Source organism: Phytohalomonas tamaricis, assembly GCF_003012345.1.
GTDB lineage: Bacteria > Pseudomonadota > Gammaproteobacteria > Pseudomonadales > Halomonadaceae > Phytohalomonas > Phytohalomonas tamaricis.
The window spans coordinates 456,164-476,332 of the sequence record NZ_PVRV01000019.1; the positions used below are offsets into that span (position 1 = coordinate 456,164).

The 20,169-nt window shown below is 57.6% G+C and carries 20 protein-coding genes; 10 read left to right on the forward strand and 10 right to left on the reverse strand.

Annotation, left to right across the window (positions count from 1 at the left end; translation table 11 throughout):
* Positions 1 to 34: 34 nt before the first annotated feature.
* From C3Z11_RS04065 to hemC, 4 genes are read right to left on the reverse strand one after another with little or no spacing between them, the layout of a single operon-like run.
* Positions 35 to 1,258 carry a heme biosynthesis HemY N-terminal domain-containing protein gene (locus C3Z11_RS04065; RefSeq protein ID WP_106476524.1) on the reverse strand — a complete coding sequence of 408 codons (1,224 nt, stop codon included), beginning with the start codon at positions 1,256 to 1,258 and terminating at the stop codon, positions 35 to 37.
* On the reverse strand, positions 1,255 to 3,000 hold the full coding sequence (locus C3Z11_RS04070; protein ID WP_262927223.1) for a uroporphyrinogen-III C-methyltransferase: 1,746 nt from the start codon (positions 2,998 to 3,000) through the stop codon (positions 1,255 to 1,257). Before C3Z11_RS04070 ends, C3Z11_RS04065 begins: the two co-directional genes overlap by 4 nt.
* 18 nt (positions 3,001 to 3,018) lie before the next feature.
* The gene (locus C3Z11_RS04075; protein ID WP_106476527.1) at positions 3,019 to 3,795 is read right to left on the reverse strand and encodes a uroporphyrinogen-III synthase; all 777 of its coding nucleotides are present in this window, start codon (positions 3,793 to 3,795) and stop codon (positions 3,019 to 3,021) included.
* Positions 3,796 to 3,845: 50 nt separating this feature from the next.
* Positions 3,846 to 4,799 (reverse strand): hydroxymethylbilane synthase, encoded by a 954-nt coding sequence (gene hemC / locus C3Z11_RS04080; protein WP_106476529.1) that lies wholly within the window; start codon positions 4,797 to 4,799, stop codon positions 3,846 to 3,848.
* A 239-nt stretch (positions 4,800 to 5,038) separates the two neighbouring features.
* On the opposite strand from hemC, the gene argH reads away from it, so the two are divergent.
* From argH to C3Z11_RS04120, 8 genes are all read left to right on the forward strand, one after another.
* Positions 5,039 to 6,460 carry an argininosuccinate lyase gene (gene argH, locus C3Z11_RS04085; protein ID WP_106476531.1) on the forward strand — a complete coding sequence of 474 codons (1,422 nt, stop codon included), beginning with the start codon at positions 5,039 to 5,041 and terminating at the stop codon, positions 6,458 to 6,460.
* 2 nt (positions 6,461 to 6,462) lie between these two features.
* A complete protein-coding gene (gene lptM / locus C3Z11_RS17245) occupies positions 6,463 to 6,807 on the forward strand; it encodes an LPS translocon maturation chaperone LptM (RefSeq protein WP_106476533.1) in 345 nt (114 codons plus the stop codon).
* A gap of 8 nt (positions 6,808 to 6,815) precedes the next feature.
* Positions 6,816 to 8,093: a diaminopimelate decarboxylase gene (gene lysA, locus C3Z11_RS04095; RefSeq protein ID WP_106476535.1), complete on the forward strand. Its 1,278-nt coding sequence runs from the start codon at positions 6,816 to 6,818 to the stop codon at positions 8,091 to 8,093.
* Between the two features lie 48 nt (positions 8,094 to 8,141).
* Entirely contained in the window at positions 8,142 to 8,972 is an 831-nt protein-coding gene (dapF, locus tag C3Z11_RS04100; protein WP_106476537.1) for a diaminopimelate epimerase, read from the forward strand.
* 68 nt (positions 8,973 to 9,040) lie between these two features.
* Positions 9,041 to 9,754, forward strand: coding sequence for a DUF484 family protein (locus tag C3Z11_RS04105; RefSeq protein WP_106476539.1), 714 nt, complete (start codon positions 9,041 to 9,043; stop codon positions 9,752 to 9,754).
* The gene (locus tag C3Z11_RS04110) at positions 9,751 to 10,671 is read left to right on the forward strand and encodes a tyrosine recombinase XerC (RefSeq protein ID WP_394810192.1); all 921 of its coding nucleotides are present in this window, start codon (positions 9,751 to 9,753) and stop codon (positions 10,669 to 10,671) included. Before C3Z11_RS04105 ends, C3Z11_RS04110 begins: the two co-directional genes overlap by 4 nt.
* Positions 10,672 to 10,710: 39 nt before the next feature.
* On the forward strand, positions 10,711 to 11,412 hold the full coding sequence (locus C3Z11_RS04115) for an HAD family hydrolase (protein ID WP_106476541.1): 702 nt from the start codon (positions 10,711 to 10,713) through the stop codon (positions 11,410 to 11,412).
* A 72-nt stretch (positions 11,413 to 11,484) separates the two neighbouring features.
* Positions 11,485 to 11,802 carry a hypothetical protein gene (locus C3Z11_RS04120; protein WP_106476543.1) on the forward strand — a complete coding sequence of 106 codons (318 nt, stop codon included), beginning with the start codon at positions 11,485 to 11,487 and terminating at the stop codon, positions 11,800 to 11,802.
* A 55-nt stretch (positions 11,803 to 11,857) separates the two neighbouring features.
* Here the strand turns inward: C3Z11_RS04120 and yihA are convergent, their stop codons facing one another.
* Positions 11,858 to 12,484, reverse strand: a complete 627-nt coding sequence (yihA, locus tag C3Z11_RS04125) for a ribosome biogenesis GTP-binding protein YihA/YsxC (RefSeq protein WP_106476545.1) — start codon at positions 12,482 to 12,484, stop codon at positions 11,858 to 11,860.
* Positions 12,485 to 12,841: 357 nt separating this feature from the next.
* Here yihA and C3Z11_RS04130 point away from each other — a divergent pair, with 357 nt between their 5' ends.
* Positions 12,842 to 13,477, forward strand: a complete 636-nt coding sequence (locus tag C3Z11_RS04130; RefSeq protein WP_106476547.1) for a thiol:disulfide interchange protein DsbA/DsbL — start codon at positions 12,842 to 12,844, stop codon at positions 13,475 to 13,477.
* 33 nt (positions 13,478 to 13,510) lie between these two features.
* A complete protein-coding gene (locus C3Z11_RS04135; protein ID WP_106476549.1) occupies positions 13,511 to 14,338 on the forward strand; it encodes an endonuclease/exonuclease/phosphatase family protein in 828 nt (275 codons plus the stop codon).
* An 89-nt stretch (positions 14,339 to 14,427) separates the two neighbouring features.
* On the opposite strand, the gene nuoN is transcribed toward C3Z11_RS04135, so the two are convergent.
* From nuoN to nuoJ, 5 genes are read right to left on the reverse strand one after another with little or no spacing between them, the layout of a single operon-like run.
* Positions 14,428 to 15,885 carry an NADH-quinone oxidoreductase subunit NuoN gene (gene nuoN / locus C3Z11_RS04140; protein ID WP_106476551.1) on the reverse strand — a complete coding sequence of 486 codons (1,458 nt, stop codon included), beginning with the start codon at positions 15,883 to 15,885 and terminating at the stop codon, positions 14,428 to 14,430.
* Between the two features lie 11 nt (positions 15,886 to 15,896).
* Complete coding sequence (gene nuoM / locus C3Z11_RS04145; RefSeq protein ID WP_106476553.1) at positions 15,897 to 17,417, reverse strand: NADH-quinone oxidoreductase subunit M; 1,521 nt, start codon at positions 17,415 to 17,417, stop codon at positions 15,897 to 15,899.
* A gap of 22 nt (positions 17,418 to 17,439) precedes the next feature.
* Positions 17,440 to 19,296: an NADH-quinone oxidoreductase subunit L gene (gene nuoL / locus C3Z11_RS04150; RefSeq protein WP_106476555.1), complete on the reverse strand. Its 1,857-nt coding sequence runs from the start codon at positions 19,294 to 19,296 to the stop codon at positions 17,440 to 17,442.
* A complete protein-coding gene (nuoK, locus tag C3Z11_RS04155; RefSeq protein ID WP_106476557.1) occupies positions 19,293 to 19,601 on the reverse strand; it encodes an NADH-quinone oxidoreductase subunit NuoK in 309 nt (102 codons plus the stop codon). The genes nuoL and nuoK overlap by 4 nt, the downstream gene beginning before the upstream one ends.
* On the reverse strand, positions 19,598 to 20,167 hold the full coding sequence (gene nuoJ, locus C3Z11_RS04160; RefSeq protein WP_106476559.1) for an NADH-quinone oxidoreductase subunit J: 570 nt from the start codon (positions 20,165 to 20,167) through the stop codon (positions 19,598 to 19,600). The genes nuoK and nuoJ overlap by 4 nt, the downstream gene beginning before the upstream one ends.
* Between the last annotated feature and the right edge of the window lie 2 nt (positions 20,168 to 20,169).

Genomic DNA, 20,169 nt, shown 5'->3' on the forward strand with positions numbered 1-20,169 from the left:
CCTTCCAAAACCAACCAGACCGCTTCACGACGGGCTAGCGTGTCCGCTCGCTCGGCTGTGGCAGAGCCGGCAGCGACTTGTCTAGCAACTCGACACTCTTGCGATAGTAGAGCTGACTCTTGTTGTGATCGCCCAGATTGGCATAGAGGCGAGCCAACTCGGCGCAGACAGTACCACTCGGGCGCTGGCGATGACTGGCTTCGAAGTATTCCTGCGCTTTACCCCAGTAGGCGTTGCGCAGCGATAGTCTGCCCAGCGTAAGCAACAGCTCGGCGTCGTTGGGCCGCTCCTGTAACCACTTCTCGGCATAGGCAAGCTGACGATCAGCATCAATATTGAGCAGTCCATAGCGCAGCAGCAGACGTGCATCCCAATGATCTTTCAAGGCTTGACGCAGTAAGCGTTCGGCCTGGGCTTCATCCCCTGCCTGCACCAGCGCTTCCGTATACAGGATGACCAGCTCGACATCGCTACGCAGCTCATCGGGCATGTCAGTCCATAGTTCACGTACACGCTCGATATCCTTGCGATCGCGCGCTGCATGACGAATCAACGCGATATAGGTACGCCGTTCCAGCACATGCCGTTCATCCTCGGAGAGCAGGTTATAGCGTTCAAGTCTCGGCAGTATACTGCGAATGCCGTCCCAATCATTGACGCTGAGATAAGCCTGCTTGAGCAGTTTTAGCACCTGCGGATGTTCTGGGTGCTGCTTTTCAAGCCGCGTCAGGGTCGCGAGTGCCTGCTCGTGCTGCTGACGATCAAGCATCAGCTGCGCCTGCACCAGCCCAACGGCAGTATCGGCCCCCTCAGTGCTGTAATGCGCCTGCTTAAGCAGCGCCTCGGATTGGTCGTAACGTCCTTGATAGTGCGCGGCGAGAGCTGCCGAGAGATAGTTCACCAATGGCGTTGAGGAATCATGGGCGGAACGGGTGAGTGAGCGCTCGGCCCGCCGCCAGCGTCCCTCGGCCAACGCGACAAGACCGCGGACGGTACGACGCATTGCCTGGCGGTTGCGTGTCCGTGAGTTCCATATCTTTAGCCGGCTGATCGGGCGGCGCATGCGCATGAGCACACGCAGCAAGAAATGCATGACCAGAAACAATGCGATCAGAATCAGCAAGCCTAGCCAAAACGAGGTCTGGATAGAGGTATCACCGACGCGGACCAGCCAGTAGCCCGGCGTAGACAGCATGAGCTGACCCAGCAGTGCCCCCACTGCCAGGCCAACGATGATGAACAGGATAAACTTTCTCATAGGGTTTGGGCCTCCTGTTCGCTGGCATCTTCACCCTGAGCCTGTTCAGCGTTTTGTTCACTCGGCGCAGGCTGGCTCATTTCATTAGTGCGCTGGCCGCTCTCACCAGAAGGAGCATTGCCTGTCTGCTCGGCATTATTCTGTTCACTGCTGTTAGAGCTGTTAGAGCTGTTAGAGCTGTTAGAGCTGTTAGAGCTGTTAGAGCTGTTAGAGCTGCCATTATTCTGGCCGCCAGCCGCTGGGCTACTAGTCTGATCAGTCTGATCGCTTTCCGGGCTGGAGGGTACCGAACGCTGACTGTCAGCCACTGAACTTGCACTGTTGCTGCCCTGCTCATTGCTGCCTTGTTGCCCCACCACGCTGGTTCCCGTACGGTCTGACACCACCTCACGAAGCTGCGTGAGCGAGGCACTGATATCAGGCAACTTGGGCTGGATGTTTTTACCAGCCAGTTCATTCAGGCGCTTCAGAACCTTTTGCACGCCATCGTTGTCAGTCTTGTAATAGTTCTTGACCAGCTCACTGGCGCGCTCAAGACTGGTGCGGAAGACCTTGGGCTCTCCTTTCAACATGGCCAGCTGGGCCTGTTCAAGTAAAAGCCGCACATTTTGACGCAAGTAACCTTCCTGCTCAGGCGTGATCAAGGCCTCCAAGACTTTATCGTGATGACGCACGGTGACCAGATCCTTGAACTGGTTACCTACCCGCGCAAGCTGCTCACGCCAGCCGCCTGAGTAGCTAGAGCCATCATCAACCTGCGCTGAAAGCGCCTCAGTATCTTGTGACAACGGTAGCTGGGAGAGCTGTTCAGCTTCAGCGGCAAGCTGGAGATAAATGCCGGAACGGTCAACGTCAGGCACGGAATCCAGAGCCGCCAGTTCGGAGTGGATCTCACGTCGTACCGGCAGGAAGGCAGGATTATCCGCGCGTTCAAGACGCTGATCGGCACTCTGCAACAGCGCCTGGGCACCTTCGACATCGCGCTCAAGCTGTAGACGTTGATTGGCCAGACGCAGCAAATACTCGACCTCGGCATAGAGCCATTCCCGCGCATCCGTCTGTTGCGTAGCGGCAAGCTCCTTGAGGACACGATCCATGTCCTGATCAACGCTATCAAGCCGATTACTGAGCGAGGCGGTTTTCTGCTGGCTGCTCTGCACCTGGCTCTTAAGCGCTGAGGTATTCTGCACCTGCTGTTTAAGCGCATCGATGTCACGCTGCTGATGCATGAACTTCATGGCGCCCCAGGCCAACGCGGCCAGCAGGACAAGCAACAAGATGACCAAGAGGGCTAGGATCAGACCACGGCTTTTTCCCTTGGAGGACTCACCGTTACCACCAGTGCCATTCCCGCCAGAATTGCCATGAAGTGGCGTTTCTGCCTTGGGCGCTGCATGAGTCGTCGTTCCCGTCGCACTGCTCCCCGGCCTGGCCTTGCTGCTCGTAGCGCCGTGGACAGTGGAGCCAGATACTGACGCCCCACTACTCGTCGCTCCTTTTCCTTTTGTATCGGTGCCCGTCGTAACGTCAGCCGCAGAGGACGTCTTGTCCGTCGTCCTGTCGTGCAGCGTTGCGTCGTCACGGGTAGACGCGGCGCCTCCCAAGGCCGCGCTATCTGCGGCATAGGGTGAATGTGCATCGCCTGAGCGTGATTCAGCAGGCGTACGGGGCGCGTCATCATGCGAAGTACCACCTGTTTGCGCAGTGGTCTTATCGTCCTTGTCGTTTTCGTGCTTGCTCATGTTCGCTAGCCTTATTCTTCATGGAGAGGCGGAAGCCGCCTTGCTACAAGCGCTCGCCACCGTGGCGCCAAGAGTGGCCGGCGTCGCGTCGCCGGCAATGCTAATGCGTGAAAAACCATAGGTTTGTGCCAGTGTAGCTAATCGCTGGCTGGAGACGATAAGCACTCGCCTTTTTGCTGGCGCACCGCACCACTGCGCCAAATGATCAAGCTGCTCGGCGCTGGTCACGATTAGCGCCGCAAAACCACCGTGCTGCAGTTGCATGAGGCCTTCATCATCCGGGGCATGCAGACGCCGCCGATAGAGCGGCAACGTGGTCACAGTGGCACCGCGTGACTCAAGCGTCGTGCGCAGCAGATCGCGCCCTCCCTCGCCGGAAACAATCAACACTTGCGCTGCATCGACCTCACGCAACCTGCCAAGCGACAGCAGCGCTTCGCTCGCACTGCCACTGCCCGGCGCGGGACAATGGACGCGAACACCAAGACGTCCGCCAAGCACCTCCGCGGTACTGATGCCTGTAGCATAAAAAGCCACGCCGATCGGCAACTGGGGCCAGTACGTTTCAATACTGTCCGCCAGGCACTGTGCCGCGAACGGGCTGGTACAGATCACATGGGCGTACATATCCAGATCATACAACACGCCACGCATCTTTGCCGTTGGCTCAAGAGGTTCCAGCGTCATCACGTTCAGATGCTGCACACTAAAGCCTTGGCGCTCGATAATATCGACCAGCGCTTGAGCGCGTGTGCCAGGGCGCGCAATAAGTACAGGCAGGGCGGAAGTGGTCATCGTGCCGTTTATTCTCTCACCTCATGTCCAACCGCGAGGGCCAGCCACCATCAGCGCGGCGGACGCTCATCAGCATAAACTGCTTCCAGTATGTCGCGCGCACCGCGTGCAAGCAGGTCTTCTGCGACTTGAACGCCAAGCTGTTCAGGCGCCTGTGCCGGTCCACGCGCTTCGGCACGCAGCACCTGAGTACCGTCGGGAGATCCCACCAAAGCACGCAACCATAGCGTTTGATCGTCCTCCTCAAGTACCGCATAGCCCCCTATCGGGACCTGACACCCTCCTTCAAGCCGCGTATTCATCGCCCGCTCGGCCAGAACCTGCAAGGTACTGCGTGCATCGCTGAGCGGTGCAACCAAGGCCATCAACTCTTCATCATCCATGCGACACTCGATGCCCAGCGCCCCCTGACCACAGGCAGGCAGGGAAATCTCGGGCGCCAGCTCAGCAGTTATACGTTCCGTCAGCTCAAGGCGCTGTAAGCCCGAAGTGGCAAGAATGATCGCATCGAACTCACCAGCATCGAGCTTACCCAGCCGTGTCTGCACGTTACCGCGCAGGCTGATCACACGCAGATCGGGACGTGCTTCACGGACCTGCAAAGTACGACGAAGGCTCGAGGTACCGACCACAGCGCCTTCCGGCAGCTCATCGAAACCAGCGTAATGATTGGAGACAAAGGCATCCGTCGGCGCGCCGCGATCCATGATGACCGCGAGGCCGAGGCCTTCGGGGAAATACATCGGAACGTCCTTCATCGAATGCACAGCGATGTCGGCAAGCCCTGCCAGCATGGCTTCCTCAAGTTCCTTGACGAACAGCCCCTTGCCACCCACCTTGGCCAGTGGCGTGTCGAGAATCTTGTCACCGCGTGTCGACATACTGACGAGTTCAACCGAAAGGCCTGGATGAAGCGCTTCCAGACGAGCCTTGACATGCTCTGCCTGCCATAGGGCGAGCTGACTTTTACGAGTCGCGATCTTGAGCGTAGTTCTAGCGGGCACGGGCGCTCCCAAAGGTAAGCAAGGCGTTATATGCGTGAAAAATCAACAATGCCGTCATGCCGCACTTGGCCTAGCATGGCGATCAATGGATATATCATAAAGCAGAGCCTGCCCGGTAAAAACCGCTGCTGCAATCATCGATGCGTTTTGACAACGCGTTTGGGCAGAGCCAAGCCCTCGGAGTCTGGTACACTCGGGCATATTGTTCACTAATTATTCATGCAGGATAGCCAAGCCCGATGACTCAACAGACCAACCAATCGTGGGGCGGGCGCTTCACCGAACCCACGGATGAATTCGTTGCGGCGTTTACCGCCTCGATCGGTTTCGATCAGCGCCTCTATCATCATGACATCCGCGGCTCAATCGCCCATGCCACCATGCTGGCGCGAGTCGGGGTATTGACCGAGCAGGAGCGTGACGCCATCGTCAATGGGCTTCAAGAGATTGAAGCTGACATTGAGCGCGGTGAGATCGAATGGTCAGTGGCACTTGAGGATGTTCACATGAACATCGAGGCGCGCCTGACCGACAAGATCGGCATTACCGGCAAGAAGCTTCATACCGGCCGTTCGCGCAACGACCAGATTGCCACCGATATCCGCCTTTATCTCAGAGACGAAATCGACATCGTCGCGGAAGAGATCACCCGTCTGCGCAAGGGCATGATCGAACTCGCCGCGCAGGAAGCCGACACCATCATGCCGGGCTTCACCCATTTGCAGACCGCGCAGCCGGTGACTTTTGGTCATCACCTTCTGGCCTGGCAAGAGATGATCGCGCGTGATCATGAGCGTCTGCTCGATTGCCGCAAACGTGTCAATATCATGCCGCTGGGCGCCGCTGCATTGGCTGGCACCACCTACCCCATTGACCGTCACGTCACTGCCGAACTGCTCGGCTTCGAGCGTCCTGCCGAGAATTCTCTCGACGCCGTCAGCGACCGCGACTTCGCGATCGAATTCACCGCGTTCGCCAGTATCCTCCTGATGCACCTGTCACGCATGAGTGAAGAGCTGGTGCTATGGACCAGCGCGCAGTTCGACTTCATCGACCTGCCCGATCGCTTCTGCACCGGCTCCTCAATCATGCCGCAGAAGAAGAACCCCGACGTACCCGAACTGGTACGCGGCAAGACCGGGCGTGTCTATGGCCACCTGATGGGCCTGCTTACGCTGATGAAGTCGCAGCCGCTGGCCTACAACAAGGATAACCAGGAGGACAAGGAGCCTCTGTTCGACACGCTCGATACTGTCAAGGGCTGCTTGCGTGCCTTTGCGGATATGGTTCCGGCACTGCGCGCCAAGGCCGACAACATGCGCGAGGCGGCGAGTCGTGGTTTTGCCACCGCCACCGACCTGGCCGATTATCTGGTCCGGCGCGGCGTTGCCTTCCGCGATGCACATGAAATCGTCGGCAAGTCAGTAGCCTACGGTATTGCTCAAGGCAAGGATCTCGCCGAGATGTCGCTGGATGAACTCAAGCAGTTCTCCACCATGATTGATGACGATGTGTTCGAAGTACTGACCCTTGAAGGCTCGGTAGCGGCACGTAATCACATTGGCGGCACCGCGCCCGACCAGGTAAGCGCGGCAGCACAGCGCGCGCGCGACGCGCTTAGCTCATTGAATGCTGTCAACCCTTCGGCCCAGGGAGCCTGACCATGCGCCGCATGTTTGCCCTTTTCGCCTGTACATTGGTTTCCTCCACCCTCTTGGCCGGCTGCGGCCAGAAGGGTCCACTGTACATGCCCGACGACGAAGCATCGCGTGAACGATACGATCCGACCAATGAATATGGCGATCAGCAGCAGCGCGATGAACAACAGCAGTCTCAGCAGCAGGATAATCGTCAGACCCCAAGCAGTGGCGAGGGGGTCGGCACGGAGCCGGGCGAAGACGTCCCGCCGACGCCCGGCGATAGCGATGCCGTCAATTTGACGCCGGGCGGCGCGACATCGACACACAGTGCACCGGGCAGTATTCCGACCACCACTTCGACCGAATGAAGGACGCCATGACGACGCCTTTCGCAATCCGTAGCGGCGTACTCCACGCCGAAGACGTTTCGCTGATCGATATTGCCGAACGCTTCGGCACGCCTTGTTACGTCTATTCCAGAGCGGCCTTTACCGAACACTATCTGGCCTATGCGCGCGCGCTTGAAGGATGCCCGCATCTGGTCTGCTACGCCTTGAAAGCGAACTCGAACCTGGCCGTGCTCAACCTGTTGGCAAGGCTTGGCGCCGGTTTCGATATCGTCTCTGTCGGGGAGCTGGAACGCGTGCTTGCCGCTGGCGGTGACCCGGCCAAGGTGGTGTTCTCCGGTGTGGCAAAGAAAGCCGATGAGATGGCACGTGCACTTGAGATCGGTATCAAGTGCTTCAACGTCGAATCATTGCCGGAGCTTGAACGTCTCGATGACATTGCCGGCCGCCTTGGCAAGACCGCACGTGTCTCGCTGCGCGTCAATCCTGACGTTGACGCCGGGACTCATCCTTATATCTCGACCGGTCTTAAAGACAACAAGTTTGGCGTACCGATCGCCGAGGCGCTCGACGTCTATGCCCGTGCCCACGCTATGGCGCATATCGAGGTGGTCGGCATCGACTGCCATATCGGTTCGCAGCTGACCGAAATCACGCCATTTCTGGATGCGCTTGACCGACTGCTTGTCCTGCTTGATCAGCTGCACGCCAAAGGAATCGAGATCAAGCATATCGATCTCGGCGGTGGTCTCGGCGTCAATTATCAGGGCGAAACACCGCCTGACCCTGGCAGCTACATCGATGCAGTACGTGACCGTCTTGCTCAGTGGGATAGCGCCCGCCAGCTTGAGCTGATTTTCGAACCCGGTCGCTCGATTTCTGCCAACGCTGGCCTGTTACTGACGCGCGTTGAGTACCTCAAGCCGGGTGAAACCAAGAACTTTGCCATTATTGATGCCGGCATGAATGACCTGATCCGCCCTTCGCTCTATCAGGCCTGGCAAGCGATCGAGCCGGTCGATACGCGTACCGCACGAGAAACGGATACTTTCGACGTGGTCGGTCCCGTCTGTGAATCAGGCGATTTTCTCGGCAAGGAGCGCGATCTGGCGATTGCCGCAGGCGATCTGCTTGCCGTACGCTCAGCCGGCGCCTACGGCTTCGTGATGGCCTCGAACTACAATACACGTCAGCGCCCGGCCGAAGTGATGGTCGACGGTGGACATACGCATGTGGTCCGCAAGCGTGAGCCATTGGAAATGCTATGGGCGGATGAAGCCTTGCTACCGGAAGATGCTGACGTTTAACAAAAACCACGATTAGTTCGATACATGGTGTGCACCGGAGAGCGGCTGATGCTTTTGCACTTCACCAAAATGCACGGATTGGGTAATGACTTCATGGTCATTGACCTGATCACGCAGCGCGCCCGACTGGACGAGACGCGCATTCGCCAATGGGCTGACCGTCACTTTGGCATTGGCTTCGATCAGCTATTGCTGGTCGAGCCACCACGCAACCCGGATATGGATTTCCGCTACCGAATATTTAATTCCGATGGCAGCGAAGTCGAGAATTGCGGCAACGGGGCGCGCTGTTTTGCACGCTTTGTCGTCGATAATGCGCTGACAACCAAGCGTGAGATCCGTGTCGAAACGCAAGGCGGTCCGCTCACCCTCAAGCTCACCGCTGATGGTCGTGTGCGCGTGGACATGGGCGCACCGCGCTTTGAACCGGCGGCTCTGCCGTTCGATGCCGAAGCGGATCTTCCCGTACACCGCATTGAAATCGACAATGAAGCGGTCGAGTTTGGCGTCGTATCAATGGGCAATCCTCATGCCGTGCTGGTAGTTGATGATGTCGACAGTGCCCCGGTATTGACGCTCGGCCCTCGCCTAGAAGCTCATCCACGTTTTCCCAGAAGGGTCAATGTCGGTTTCCTGCAGATCGTCTCCGCCCATGAAGCCCGGCTGCGCGTGTTCGAGCGTGGTGTCGGCGAAACACTGGCTTGCGGCACCGGTGCCTGCGCGGCGGTGGCCAGCGGCATCCGTCGTGGCCTGCTCACAAGTCCGGTCGATATTGATTTGCCCGGCGGAAGGCTAACGTTGGAATGGTCAGGCGGCGATGACAGCATGATCATGACCGGCCCGGCTGAACGGGTCTTTGACGGTCGTGTTGCCATTTGAAGCGGACTATTATTAGGCGTGTCATGGCACGCCTGCTACCCAGACCGACGTTTTCGGAGGAAGGCGATATGTCTCGAGCTTCGGCTATCGAACCGCGCCGCACACTTGACCCTGAGCAGGTAGCGCAATGGTTAGTGCGTCACCCCGATTTCTTTGTCGGGCGCGAGGGTCTGCTCCAGCAACTGAAGGTTCCGCACCCTGAAGCACGGGACGGCGCCATCTCGTTGCTTGAGCGTCTGGTGCACGATCTGCGCCATCGGGCCGACGGTGCCGAGCAGCGCCTGAATGCCCTGCTGGATACCGCGCGTCATAACGAAGCGCAGTACCAGCGTGTCCGTGAGCTCATTCTCGTCCTGCTTGAGACGGATAGCCGCGACGCCATGGCCCAGACGCTGGCGACGACGCTCTCCGAACGCTTCAAGGTTCGTGCCGTCGCGCTGTGGCGCCCCGTATTGCCTGGCGACCCACCTGCTGAAGCGCTGCAGCCTCCAACGTTCGCTCTCAACGATACGATATCTATGCGCCTTGAAGCCCTGCTTGATGGCCATCATAGCCGCTGCTGCTCGCTTGACGCCGATAGCTGGAGGCATCTTCTGCCCGTCTCGCCTGAGGGACTATCGCATGGATCATGTGCGGTCACTCGCCTGGCGCTCGGTACCCGACAGGGCTATCTAATTATCGCCAATCCCGATCCTGAGTATTTCCGCGCCACGCTCGGCACATTATTTGTCGATTATCTTGGCGATGTGGTGGGCCGCCTGCTGATAAGGAACGCGGCGTGAATGGTACTGCCAGTGAGTCGTCAGCGGCATTGCTTGAACCGCTTGAGATATTCCTGAACCGTCTCAGCGAAGCGCATAGCCCAGCCACGGTAGATGCGTACCGGCGTGATTTGGCCATCGTACTCGAATTTGTCGTCGCGCAGGGCATGACGCATTGGTCGACACTGGATGCAGCGCTAGTGCGCCGCTTCCTCGGCCACGAACGCACCCGTGGGCTCGCGGCACGCAGCCTCGCTCGGCGTCAGGCTGCGTTGCGTCGCTTTTGCGATATGCTGGTCACTCAGGGAATTCTGGCACGTAACCCGGCACGTCTGGTTGACACCCCCAAACTGCCGCAGCATCTGCCGCGCCCTGTCGATGTCGATCTGCTAGCGCGTTTTCTCGATACACCGCATGACGGTTCGCCGCTCGCGCTGCGCGATCAAGCCATGCTTGAGCTGCTTTACTCTTCCGGACTGCGCTTGGCCGAACTGGTCGCGCTCGATCTGCAGAACCTGCAGGCCCAGCGGGTGCGGGTGTGGGGTAAAGGAGGAAAGCCGCGTCAGGTCCCGGTCGGCACCCGCGCCCAGGCAGCGCTCAAGGACTGGCTGGCTATTCGTGCCACGCTGGCGAGCACTGATGAGCCAGCGCTGTTTCTCAGTCAACAGGGCACCCGGCTAGGTCCGCGTGCAATACAGCTACGCTTGGCTAAACTGGCACGTGAGCGTGGCCTGCCCGAGCATCTTCACCCTCATCGGCTGCGCCACAGCTTTGCCAGCCATCTGCTCGAATCGAGCCATGATCTACGCGCTGTGCAGGAGCTGCTGGGACACGCCCATCTTTCGACCACACAGGTTTATACCCGTCTCGACTGGCAGCATCTGGCCGAAACCTATGATGCTGCACACCCCCGCGCCCGGCGGCGTAAACCGAGCTGAGATAGATAGCACGACAGCATCTCTGCCCCAAGGATTACTATGATCGACGTATTAACCTTCGACCTCGACGATACCTTCTGGGAAAACTATCCCGTCATGGCCCGCACTGAGCCTGGCCACTATGAGTGGCTTGACCGTCAGATCGGCCACGCCGCCACCTTTCCGCTTGAAGAGTATCAGCAGCGCCGGCTTGAGTTCGCCAAACGTCACCCCGTACGGCGCGGCGATTTTACCTGGGTTCGCCGTGAGACACTGCGTGAGATGCTGATCGAGTTTGGCCTACCCACAGACGAGGCTGCCCGCTGGGCGAGCGAAGCGATTGAGCACATGCTCGAGTTAAGACATGACATCATCGTGTTCGAGGAAGTGCCGGCCATGCTCGTTACGCTGAGTGGTCAGTACCGCCTGGGCGCGATTACCAATGGCAACGTCGATCTCAGACGACTCGACATCGGTAAAGCATTTGACGTGATCATCAATGCCGGTGAATTTCTTGCTCCCAAACCTGATGCACGCGCGTTCCTGTCCGCGCTAGCGCGCATGGGGCATACGCCTCCGTCACGCGCCATGCATGTGGGAGATTCATGGCAGGAAGATGTGCTGCCCGCCTATCGGCTCGGCATGAAGGTCGCCTGGATCGATGCCAAGAATGAGCATCACTCCTGTCCGGAAGGGATTTATCGCCTCACTCATATCCGTGAGCTGCCCGCCCTGCTCGAACGTATCGATCACGCCAATTAAGCGCATTCCAATATCAGGAATTGCGGTAAAATAGAACTATTATGGACTTCAAACCTCTCTGCGGATAACACCATGCGCCCGATCGATCTGTTTAGCATCTCTATCGTGCTGTGCGCGCTGGGCATCGTGTTGCTAGTCCCGGAGTTGACGCTTCGCCAGGTGACAGATGCGTCCCGCCCAGACGCCGCAGGTACATCGTTGCAACTGCGTTATCCCAACAACCTGGACGAATCGAGACCCGTTCTACCGGCATTCTCAACACAGCAGGACGACATCGTCGCCATGTTGCAGACCCGCCTGCATGATCACGACAAGGCCAGCGACCAGACCGATGATGCGCCGGCCCTGCGCTACAACTATCCCATCAGCAAACGCATCTATTCCTTCTAGGCGCACTTACTCTTTCTAGACAGCCAAGGTAAACACGGCCCAAGCACGCGCTCTTCTAAATATCGGCCTTCTCGAGCAACCAGCTGTCCAGCCGTGCCGAAAGTTCATCGACGCCCTGCCGATTATGCGAGGAAAACAGCTGTACGCTGACGAGATCCTCCCACTCACGCATGGCGCTGCGTACTTTCTGCAACGCGCTCATGGCTGCACCACGCTTGAGCTTGTCGGCCTTGGTCAATAGCAGATGCACCGGCATCCTTTCATTATCGGCCCAGCCAAGCATCATCTGGTCGAACTCGGTCAACGGATGACGAACGTCCATGACCAGTATCGTGCCCTTGAGCGAACGGCGGCGGCGTAGATAATCGGCCAGATGGCGCTGCCATTCCAGCTTGACCGATTCGGGCACCTTGGCAAATCCATAACCGGGCAAATCGACCAGTCGCCGCTCTGCTGTTGACCCCACCGTAAAGAAATTGATCAGCTGGGTACGCCCTGGTGTCTTCGACGTGCGGGCCAGCGCATTTTGCTGAGTCAGGGTGTTAATCGCACTTGACTTGCCTGCGTTGGAACGGCCAGCAAACGCGACTTCTGCGCCGTCATCGGCAGGACAGGTCGCAAGCGTCGGCGCGCTGATGAGAAATTTGGCCGTATGGTAATTGAGGCGCTCGGCGTCCTGCATGGTTCGGTTCCTGAAACATCGAAAAGAGGATAGATACGAATTCTCAGCCGGTTATATAGACCACTTTACAAGGGCACCGGCAAGCTACTGCAGATTACGCTATCTATATAGTGAAGCTAGTGTAACACCGTGTCCGTCATGCCAGCATAACTGTGACGCACTCTATGGCATTCTTTACCCCAAGATGCTGCAATGCATGTGCCACCCGCTCAGCGACAAGACAGGTATCGCCTGAGCGGGCTGCAACAGGTAGGATGGATTTATCTTTGCCGCTAACGGAACCTTTCTTTACCCCTCAGGTTCCAACTCTTGCCGGCAAGCTAGCCGCTATCGAATCATGCCAGGAGAATGAGAGTAATGTTGAAGTCGTTGATCGCTGTAGTCGCGGGTCTCGGATTGTCGACACTAGCCATGGCCGCTGCCCCTGAAGCGGGAAAGGACTATCTCGTACTGGACGAGCCGGCACAGACCCATGTGCCATCAGACAAGATAGAAGTTACCGAAGTCTTCTGGTATGGCTGCCCTCATTGCTATGCCCTGGAAACCCCACTTGAGCAGTGGGTCGCTCAGCTACCTGATGATGTGGTATTTGATCGCCTCCCGGCCACAATGGGGAAAACCTGGGTACGTCACGCCACGGCGTTCTATGCGGCAAAAGAACTGGGCATTCAGGAAAAAATGCATAGCGACTTCTTCGATGCCATCCACAAGCAGGGCAAGACGCTTACAGATGATGAGGATATCGCTGAATTCTTCACCCAATACGGTGTTTCCAAGGAAGATGCGCTCAAGGCGCTTAACTCCTTTGGCGTCAAAAGTGAGATCAATAAGGCCCATGCCCAGATGCGTGCCTACAACCTGATGGGTGTACCGGCCCTTGTCATTGACGGTCATTATGTCATCACGCCACAGAGCGCTAATGGGCTCGACAATATGCCAAAGATTGCCGATGCGCTGATTGAAAAAGTACGCAACGAACAATCAGATCAATAAGGATCGTTCGTTCTGGAATGACCAGAGGTAGTTATGCAACAAGGTAAGACGTCTGAGGCGCCACACGTACTGAAACTGCTGACGTTCAACCTGCAGGTAGGCATTCATACACATGCCTACCATCACTACTTCACGCGCAGTTGGCAGCATTTTCTGCCCAATGCCGGTCGTCAGCAGCGGCTTGATCTGATGGGCACGCTGTTTCATGAATACGATGTGGTGGGACTTCAGGAGGTTGACGGGGGCAGTTTTCGCTCGGGCAATATCAATCAGGTGGATTATCTGGCGGCCCGGGCCGGCTTTCCCTACCATTTTCAACAGCTCAACCGTAACTTCGGACGTTTTGCCAAGCACAGCAACGGCCTGCTCAGCCGCTACCCACCGGGGAAGATCGAGAACCATCGCCTGCCCGGGCCTCCCGGTCGGGGCGCCATTCATGCCCGCTTTGGTGAGGGCAAGGATGCGTTACACATTTTCGTACTGCATCTCTCGCTGGGGCAACGCACGCAGGCACGTCAGTTCGATTATATCTGTGACATCATCGAGCCCTTGAAACATGTCATCGTGATGGGTGATCTCAACTGCACGGTTGAGCAGCTCAGTGCCCATCCGCGCTTCTGTCAGGCTATCGACCTGAGCCCCCCCAAGGCGCTTTTAAGCTATCCCGCCTGGCAGCCGCGTCGGGCACTCGATCATATTCTGCTGTCGAGTTCACTCAAGGCCTGCAATCCGCGCGTTCTGGACCAGATGTTCTCGGATCATCTGCCGATTGCCGTCGATGTTCAGCTACCTGACGTCTGCGCGCGCGCTATCGCCCGTACGCCGCGCGGTGGCGATACGCCGACCAGTGCAATGGTATAGCGATTGTTGTTGATATAGCCTCATGAAGAAGGCCTCGATCGTTTCCGACCGAGGCCTTCTTCATATTCTCCACTGCTTTTCCAATATCGCTACCCGGCGGTAATCAGCGTAGCACTTCTTACCAGCGAAATGATGGGCTGCGGGTAGATGCCGATCACAAGCACGGCAAGCGCGAGCAGCAGTACCATCACCCCACCCGAGCGCTGGCCCCAGTTAGCCGTCGCGTCGCGTCGGCTCTCGCCCGGCTCGTGCAGGTAAAGTGTGACCATCACACGAAGATAGTAATACAGGCCTAGTGCGCTGCCGATAACAATGCCTGCCACCAGCCACCATAGGCTCGACTCGACGCCGATCGCCAATGCATAAAACTTGCCGATGAAGCCTGCGGTGAGCGGAATGCCTGCCAGTGACAGCATCATTAACGTCAACACCGCGGTCAGGTAAGGGCGACGCCAGAATAAACCACGATAATGATAGAGCTGGCCGGCATCGGGCCCTTGATAAGGGCTCGACACCAGCGTCACCACGCCGAAGGCACCTAAGGTTGTGGCAACATAGGTGATCAGATAGATACCCGCTGTCTCGATGGCAAGGCCGTCACTGGCGACAATCACCGTGAGCAGATAACCGAGATGCGCAATCGAAGAATAGCCAAGCAGACGCTTCAAGTTGTTCTGGGTCAGCGCCAGCAGGTTGCCCACCAGCATCGACAAAAAGGCAATGATTGCAATCACCGTATGCAGCCAGCCGTCACCGGTTGCCGGTGCCGTCATGAAAAAGCGCAGCAGTACGGCGAAAACGGCAATCTTGCTGACGGTCGCGAGAAATGCCGAAACCGGCGCCGGTGCGCCTTCATAGACATCCGGCGTCCACAGGTGAAACGGGGCCAGTGAGAGCTTGAAGCCCAAACCGATCACCATCATGCCCACGCCCATCAGCGTCCAAGCACTGCTCAGCTCACCGCCGCTCATGCGTGCACTTAGCCCCGAGAAGCTTAGCGTGCCCGCTTCCGCGTAGAGCAGCGCCATTCCGAACAGCAGAAAGGCCGATGCCATCGCCGACAGCACCATGTACTTGATACCCGCTTCAAGCGACGTTCTATCCCGATAGGTGTAGGCCGCCATACCGTAAATCGGTACCGACAGTAATTCGAGACCGATGAACAGCGAGGCCAGATGCTGGCTCGATACCAGCAAAAGCCCACCCATCGTCGCGCACAGGAGCAACATGTAGAACTCTTCACGCTGATCGTCCAGGCCCTCCAGATAGGCATGAGCCAGCGTTGAGCAGGCCAGCGAAGCAACCAGGATCAACGCCATATAGAGCACGGCGTATTTATCGACAACGATCAACGGTGTCACTTCAAGAGGCGTAACATTTAGTACTGCGAGCAACGACAGCAGCGCAAGATTGAGCCCGATGACCGTCACCGTTGCGCTGGCAACATGGTGACGGCGCCATGCGACACCCAGCATGACAACGATAACCGTGGTACCGACGATCAGCAGCGGCAAAAGCGCGATCAAATGTGACGTGGTCAGATTCATGGCGGCTCAGCCTATTGCATCATCAAAGAGGAAACGGAAAACCATTGCTGCACCTCGGTCATCGCGGTATTGGATACAGAAAGCACCAACTGCGGGAAGAAACCGAGCAGTACGATCAGGAACAGCAGCAGCAACAACATGCAGAATTCACGAGGATCAAGGCCGGCCAATGCCCCCTCACCCTTCGGCGCACCGAAATAGACGCGGTGCATCAACACCAGCGAGTAGATCGCCGCCAGCACCAACCCAAAGCTGGCGATCACAACAACCCATGGCACCACTTCAAAGGCACCGAACAGGATCAGGAATTCACCGATGAAGTTGCCAGTGCCAGGCATACCCAGCGAGGCAACAATAAAGGCCAATGCAAACCCGGGCATCGTCCCAATCCGTCCGAACAAACCGCCCATCTCACGCATATCGCGGGTCTTCAACCGCTCGTAAAGCTGACCGCTGATGATGAACAGTCCCGCTGCGGAAAAGGCATGAGCAACCATTTGAATGATGACGCCCTGCAGCGCGATCAGCGTGCCTGAATAAATACCGATCAGCACAAATCCCATATGCGAGATACTGCTGCAGGCGATTAGACGCTTTATATCCGTTTGTGAATAAGCCAACACCGCGCCGTAGAAGATACCGATCAAGCCGAGCACCATCGCAACTGGTGCAAAATCAGCCGACGCTTCGGGAAACAGCGGTATCGCGAAACGCAACATGCCATAGGCAGCAGTTTTGAGCAGAATGCCGGCGAGATCCACGCTGCCCGCCGTCGGTGCCTGGGCATGGGCATCGGGCAGCCAACCGTGAAACGGCACCACCGGCAGTTTGACCGCAAACGCGATGAAAAAGCCAAGCATCAGCACATACGAGAGCGGACCGGATAGCGGCGTCTCACGCAGCACGGCGTAATCGAAGGTAAATACGCCGGTTTGATAGAAATGAGCGAATACCAGGCCGAGGATCGATACCAGCATCAACAGACCACTAGCCTGGGTATAGATGAAGAACTTGATCGCCGCGCTGATGCGTGAATTGCCCTTCGACCCGCTGTGTCCCCATAGCGCGATCAGGAAGTACATTGGCACCAGCATCATTTCCCAGAAGAAGAAGAACAAAAACAGATCGATGGCGAGGAACACGCCTACGACACCGCCGATGATCCACAACAGGTTGAGATGGAAAAAACCGATGCGTTTTTCGATCTCCTTCCATGAGCAGGCCACCGCCAGCACGCCCAGAAAACCGGTCAGTGTCACCATGATCAGTGACAGGCCGTCGAGAGCAAGGTGAAAGGTAATCCCGAAGCGCTCGATCCAGCCAACGCGATATTCCATCTCCCAGTGCGGCGTATTGCCGATGGCGTTAGCAAGGTGATAATCACCGCTCGCCCACAGCCATAGCGCCAGAAAGAGTTCCAGCAGCATGGTGACCAGTGCGATCACGCGCGGCACTTGCGGCCCCATGCGCTCCGTCTGCCAACACAGCAGGCCGCCGATAAAAGGGATAAATATGAGCCAAGGCAGGATCATGACGTTCACGGTTCCTTATTCGTTATCCCAACACGAGCAGTACAAGCAAAACAGTCGCACCGACGCTGATCGAGCCGGCATACCAGCGCAACCGGCCATTCTGAGTTGTCGCCAGCCCCCAATGGAGCACTCTGGCCAGCCCCGGCACCAGATTGACCAGAGCATTGACCCAATCAACGCGGTGCAACCAGGCCAGCCCCAGATAAGGCTTGACGAAGACCTTGTCGTAAAGCCAATCGAAGCCCCAAGCGTTATGGAAGAAATGCCACAGCCGCATGCCGGTAGGCGTGCCAACCGCCGCATTGACCAGGCGTCGCTTGCCCAGAAATAGCCCGGCTGCGATACCCACGCCGACAATCGCCACGATGGCCGACAATACCTCCAGGACGTACTGCATCGTGCTCCCCTCGACCAGATCCTCGGTCGGCAGCACGTTACCCAGCGGCGGATGGATCAGCGCACCGACAAAAGTCGACAGCACCAAAAGCACAATCAGTGGCAAATGATGAGCAATGCCACGTGCAGGATGAGCATGAGTATTTTCCTTGCCGTGGAAAACGATGAAGATCATGCGGAAGGTATAAAGCGAGGTCATGAAGGCGCCGAACAGCCCGGCAACCCACAGCACGGTATGCCCATTGGCGAAAGCCAGCCATAGGATTTCATCCTTGCTGTAGAACCCTGCGGTGACCAGCGGCAGCGCCGCCAGGGCTGCACCGCCGACAACAAAACAGGCATACGGCAGCTTCAACGTGCGCGAAAGCCCGCCCATCTTGAAGATATTCTGCTCATGATGGCAGGCGATGATTACCGAGCCCGAAGCAAGGAACAGCAGCGCCTTGAAGAAGGCATGAATCATCAAGTGGAAGATTGCCGCATCCCAGGCACCCACGCCCAGCGCCAGAAACATGTAGGCAATCTGGCTCATGGTCGAATAGGCCAGTACGCGCTTGATATCCGTCTGAGCCAATGCGGCAAAACCCGCCACCAGCAAGGTGATCGCACCGATGATACCCACAAGGCCGAGAGTGAACGGTGCCAGCTCGAAAATGGTATGGGTGCGCGCAATCAGATAGACACCCGCCGTCACCATGGTCGCGGCATGGATTAACGCCGAAACCGGTGTTGGACCAGCCATCGCATCGGCCAGCCAGGTCTGCAGCGGCAGTTGAGCCGATTTACCCACCGCTCCGCCAAGCAACATCAGCGCCGCCAGCTCAACCATCAGATCGCCGCGCTGCCACATATCCGGCGCACGGGAGAGAATTTCCTGCACATCGAGGGTATGGAAAGTAGCGAACAGGATGAACATGCCGATCGCCAGAAACACGTCACCCACGCGGGTAATGATGAACGCCTTGAAGGCCGCCCAGGCATTGGCCGGTACCCGGTAATAATAGCCGATCAGCAGATAGCTGCACAGACCGACGCCTTCCCACCCGAGGTAGATCAACAGCAGATTATCGCCCAGCACCAGCAGCAGCATGCTGAACACGAACAGGTTCATGTAGCAGAAGAAGCGGGTGTAGAGGTAGCCGGTCTGCTCCTTGAGATCCTCACGCATGTACCACGAAGCGAACAGGTGAATCAGAAAACCGACGCCGACGACTACGCTGATCATCGTCACCGTAAGACCGTCGAGATAGAGCGCGAAATCCTCAGTGAACGTGCCCACTGCCACCCACGTCCATAGCGTCTGGACGAAAGGTGTCTGGTCACCGGTCAGAAAAGCAATATCGACCCACGCTGTGGTCAATGCCGCCAACCCCATCGAGCCAACGCCCACCAACGCTGCTAGATTGACCGGCATGCGCCGAAAGAACGCCAGCGCAAGCGCACCGAGAAGCGGGAATACGGCTATCAGAAATAACAGGTTCATCCTTTCATCTCGCTGGCAGCATCGATATCGAGAGTCTTGAAGCGGCGATAAAGCTGAATCAGCAGCGCCAGTCCAATGCTGGCCTCGGCAGCGGCGAGTGTGATCACCAAAATGAACATGATTTGCCCATCGGGCTGGCCCCAACGCTGCCCGGCGACGATGAAGGCTAGTGCAGTGGCATTCATCATCACTTCAAGACTCATCAGCATGAACAGGAAGTTGCGACGCACCATCAGACCAACAAGGCCCAACACGAACAGGACAGCCGCCAGCGCCATACCGTGTTCAATAGGAATACCGTTCATCGCTCGCCTCCTTGTTCGAGTTTCGACGGCTGGCGTACGCTGCCATTGAGGTTGCGCAGCGGCTGCTCGCGACGGCTATCGTCACGGCCGATATGCGCCGCCGCAACCAACGCCGCCAGCAGCAGGAACGAAGCCAGCTCGACGATCAGCAGATACGGCCCGAACAGCGCAATGCCGACCTCCTTGGCCATCAGCGTTTCACCGCTGACGGTGCCGATACCGCCGCCATCGATAAAGGCATAGGCGAATACTAAAATCAGCACCGTGGCCATGATCGACGGGCCGATCCATAGACTCGACTGCAACCATTGACGTTCGCGGTCAACGGCGGCACTGCCCAGGTTGAGCATCATCATCACGAATACGAACAACACCATGATCGCGCCGGCATAGACGATGATTTCGAGTGCCGCCGCGAACGGTGCGCCCAGCGCAAAGAACGCCATCGCCACGGCCAAAAGCGAGACCACCAGATAAAGCAAGGCATGCACAGGGTTGGTATGCGTCACAACCCTGAAGGTAGCGAAGACGGCAACGATCGCCGCGAGGTAGAACGAGATTTCCACGA

What these genes read in the sequence shown, in the direction of transcription:
- C3Z11_RS04130 (WP_106476547.1), top strand. Translation starts at nt 12,842, where the DNA reads ATGTTGAAGTCGTTGATCGCTGTAGTCGCGGGTCTCGGATTGTCGACA.
- C3Z11_RS04135 (WP_106476549.1), top strand. Translation starts at nt 13,511, where the DNA reads ATGCAACAAGGTAAGACGTCTGAGGCGCCACACGTACTGAAACTGCTG.
- C3Z11_RS04075 (WP_106476527.1), bottom strand. Translation starts at nt 3,795, where the DNA reads ATGACCACTTCCGCCCTGCCTGTACTTATTGCGCGCCCTGGCACACGC.
- dapF (WP_106476537.1), top strand. Translation starts at nt 8,142, where the DNA reads ATGCTTTTGCACTTCACCAAAATGCACGGATTGGGTAATGACTTCATG.
- argH (WP_106476531.1), top strand. Translation starts at nt 5,039, where the DNA reads ATGACTCAACAGACCAACCAATCGTGGGGCGGGCGCTTCACCGAACCC.
- nuoL (WP_106476555.1), bottom strand. Translation starts at nt 19,296, where the DNA reads ATGAACCTGTTATTTCTGATAGCCGTATTCCCGCTTCTCGGTGCGCTT.
- lptM (WP_106476533.1), top strand. Translation starts at nt 6,463, where the DNA reads ATGCGCCGCATGTTTGCCCTTTTCGCCTGTACATTGGTTTCCTCCACC.
- yihA (WP_106476545.1), bottom strand. Translation starts at nt 12,484, where the DNA reads ATGCAGGACGCCGAGCGCCTCAATTACCATACGGCCAAATTTCTCATC.
- lysA (WP_106476535.1), top strand. Translation starts at nt 6,816, where the DNA reads ATGACGACGCCTTTCGCAATCCGTAGCGGCGTACTCCACGCCGAAGAC.
- C3Z11_RS04120 (WP_106476543.1), top strand. Translation starts at nt 11,485, where the DNA reads ATGCGCCCGATCGATCTGTTTAGCATCTCTATCGTGCTGTGCGCGCTG.
- C3Z11_RS04065 (WP_106476524.1), bottom strand. Translation starts at nt 1,258, where the DNA reads ATGAGAAAGTTTATCCTGTTCATCATCGTTGGCCTGGCAGTGGGGGCA.
- nuoK (WP_106476557.1), bottom strand. Translation starts at nt 19,601, where the DNA reads ATGAACGGTATTCCTATTGAACACGGTATGGCGCTGGCGGCTGTCCTG.
- nuoM (WP_106476553.1), bottom strand. Translation starts at nt 17,417, where the DNA reads ATGATCCTGCCTTGGCTCATATTTATCCCTTTTATCGGCGGCCTGCTG.
- C3Z11_RS04115 (WP_106476541.1), top strand. Translation starts at nt 10,711, where the DNA reads ATGATCGACGTATTAACCTTCGACCTCGACGATACCTTCTGGGAAAAC.
- nuoN (WP_106476551.1), bottom strand. Translation starts at nt 15,885, where the DNA reads ATGAATCTGACCACGTCACATTTGATCGCGCTTTTGCCGCTGCTGATC.
- C3Z11_RS04070 (WP_262927223.1), bottom strand. Translation starts at nt 3,000, where the DNA reads ATGAGCAAGCACGAAAACGACAAGGACGATAAGACCACTGCGCAAACA.
- C3Z11_RS04105 (WP_106476539.1), top strand. Translation starts at nt 9,041, where the DNA reads ATGTCTCGAGCTTCGGCTATCGAACCGCGCCGCACACTTGACCCTGAG.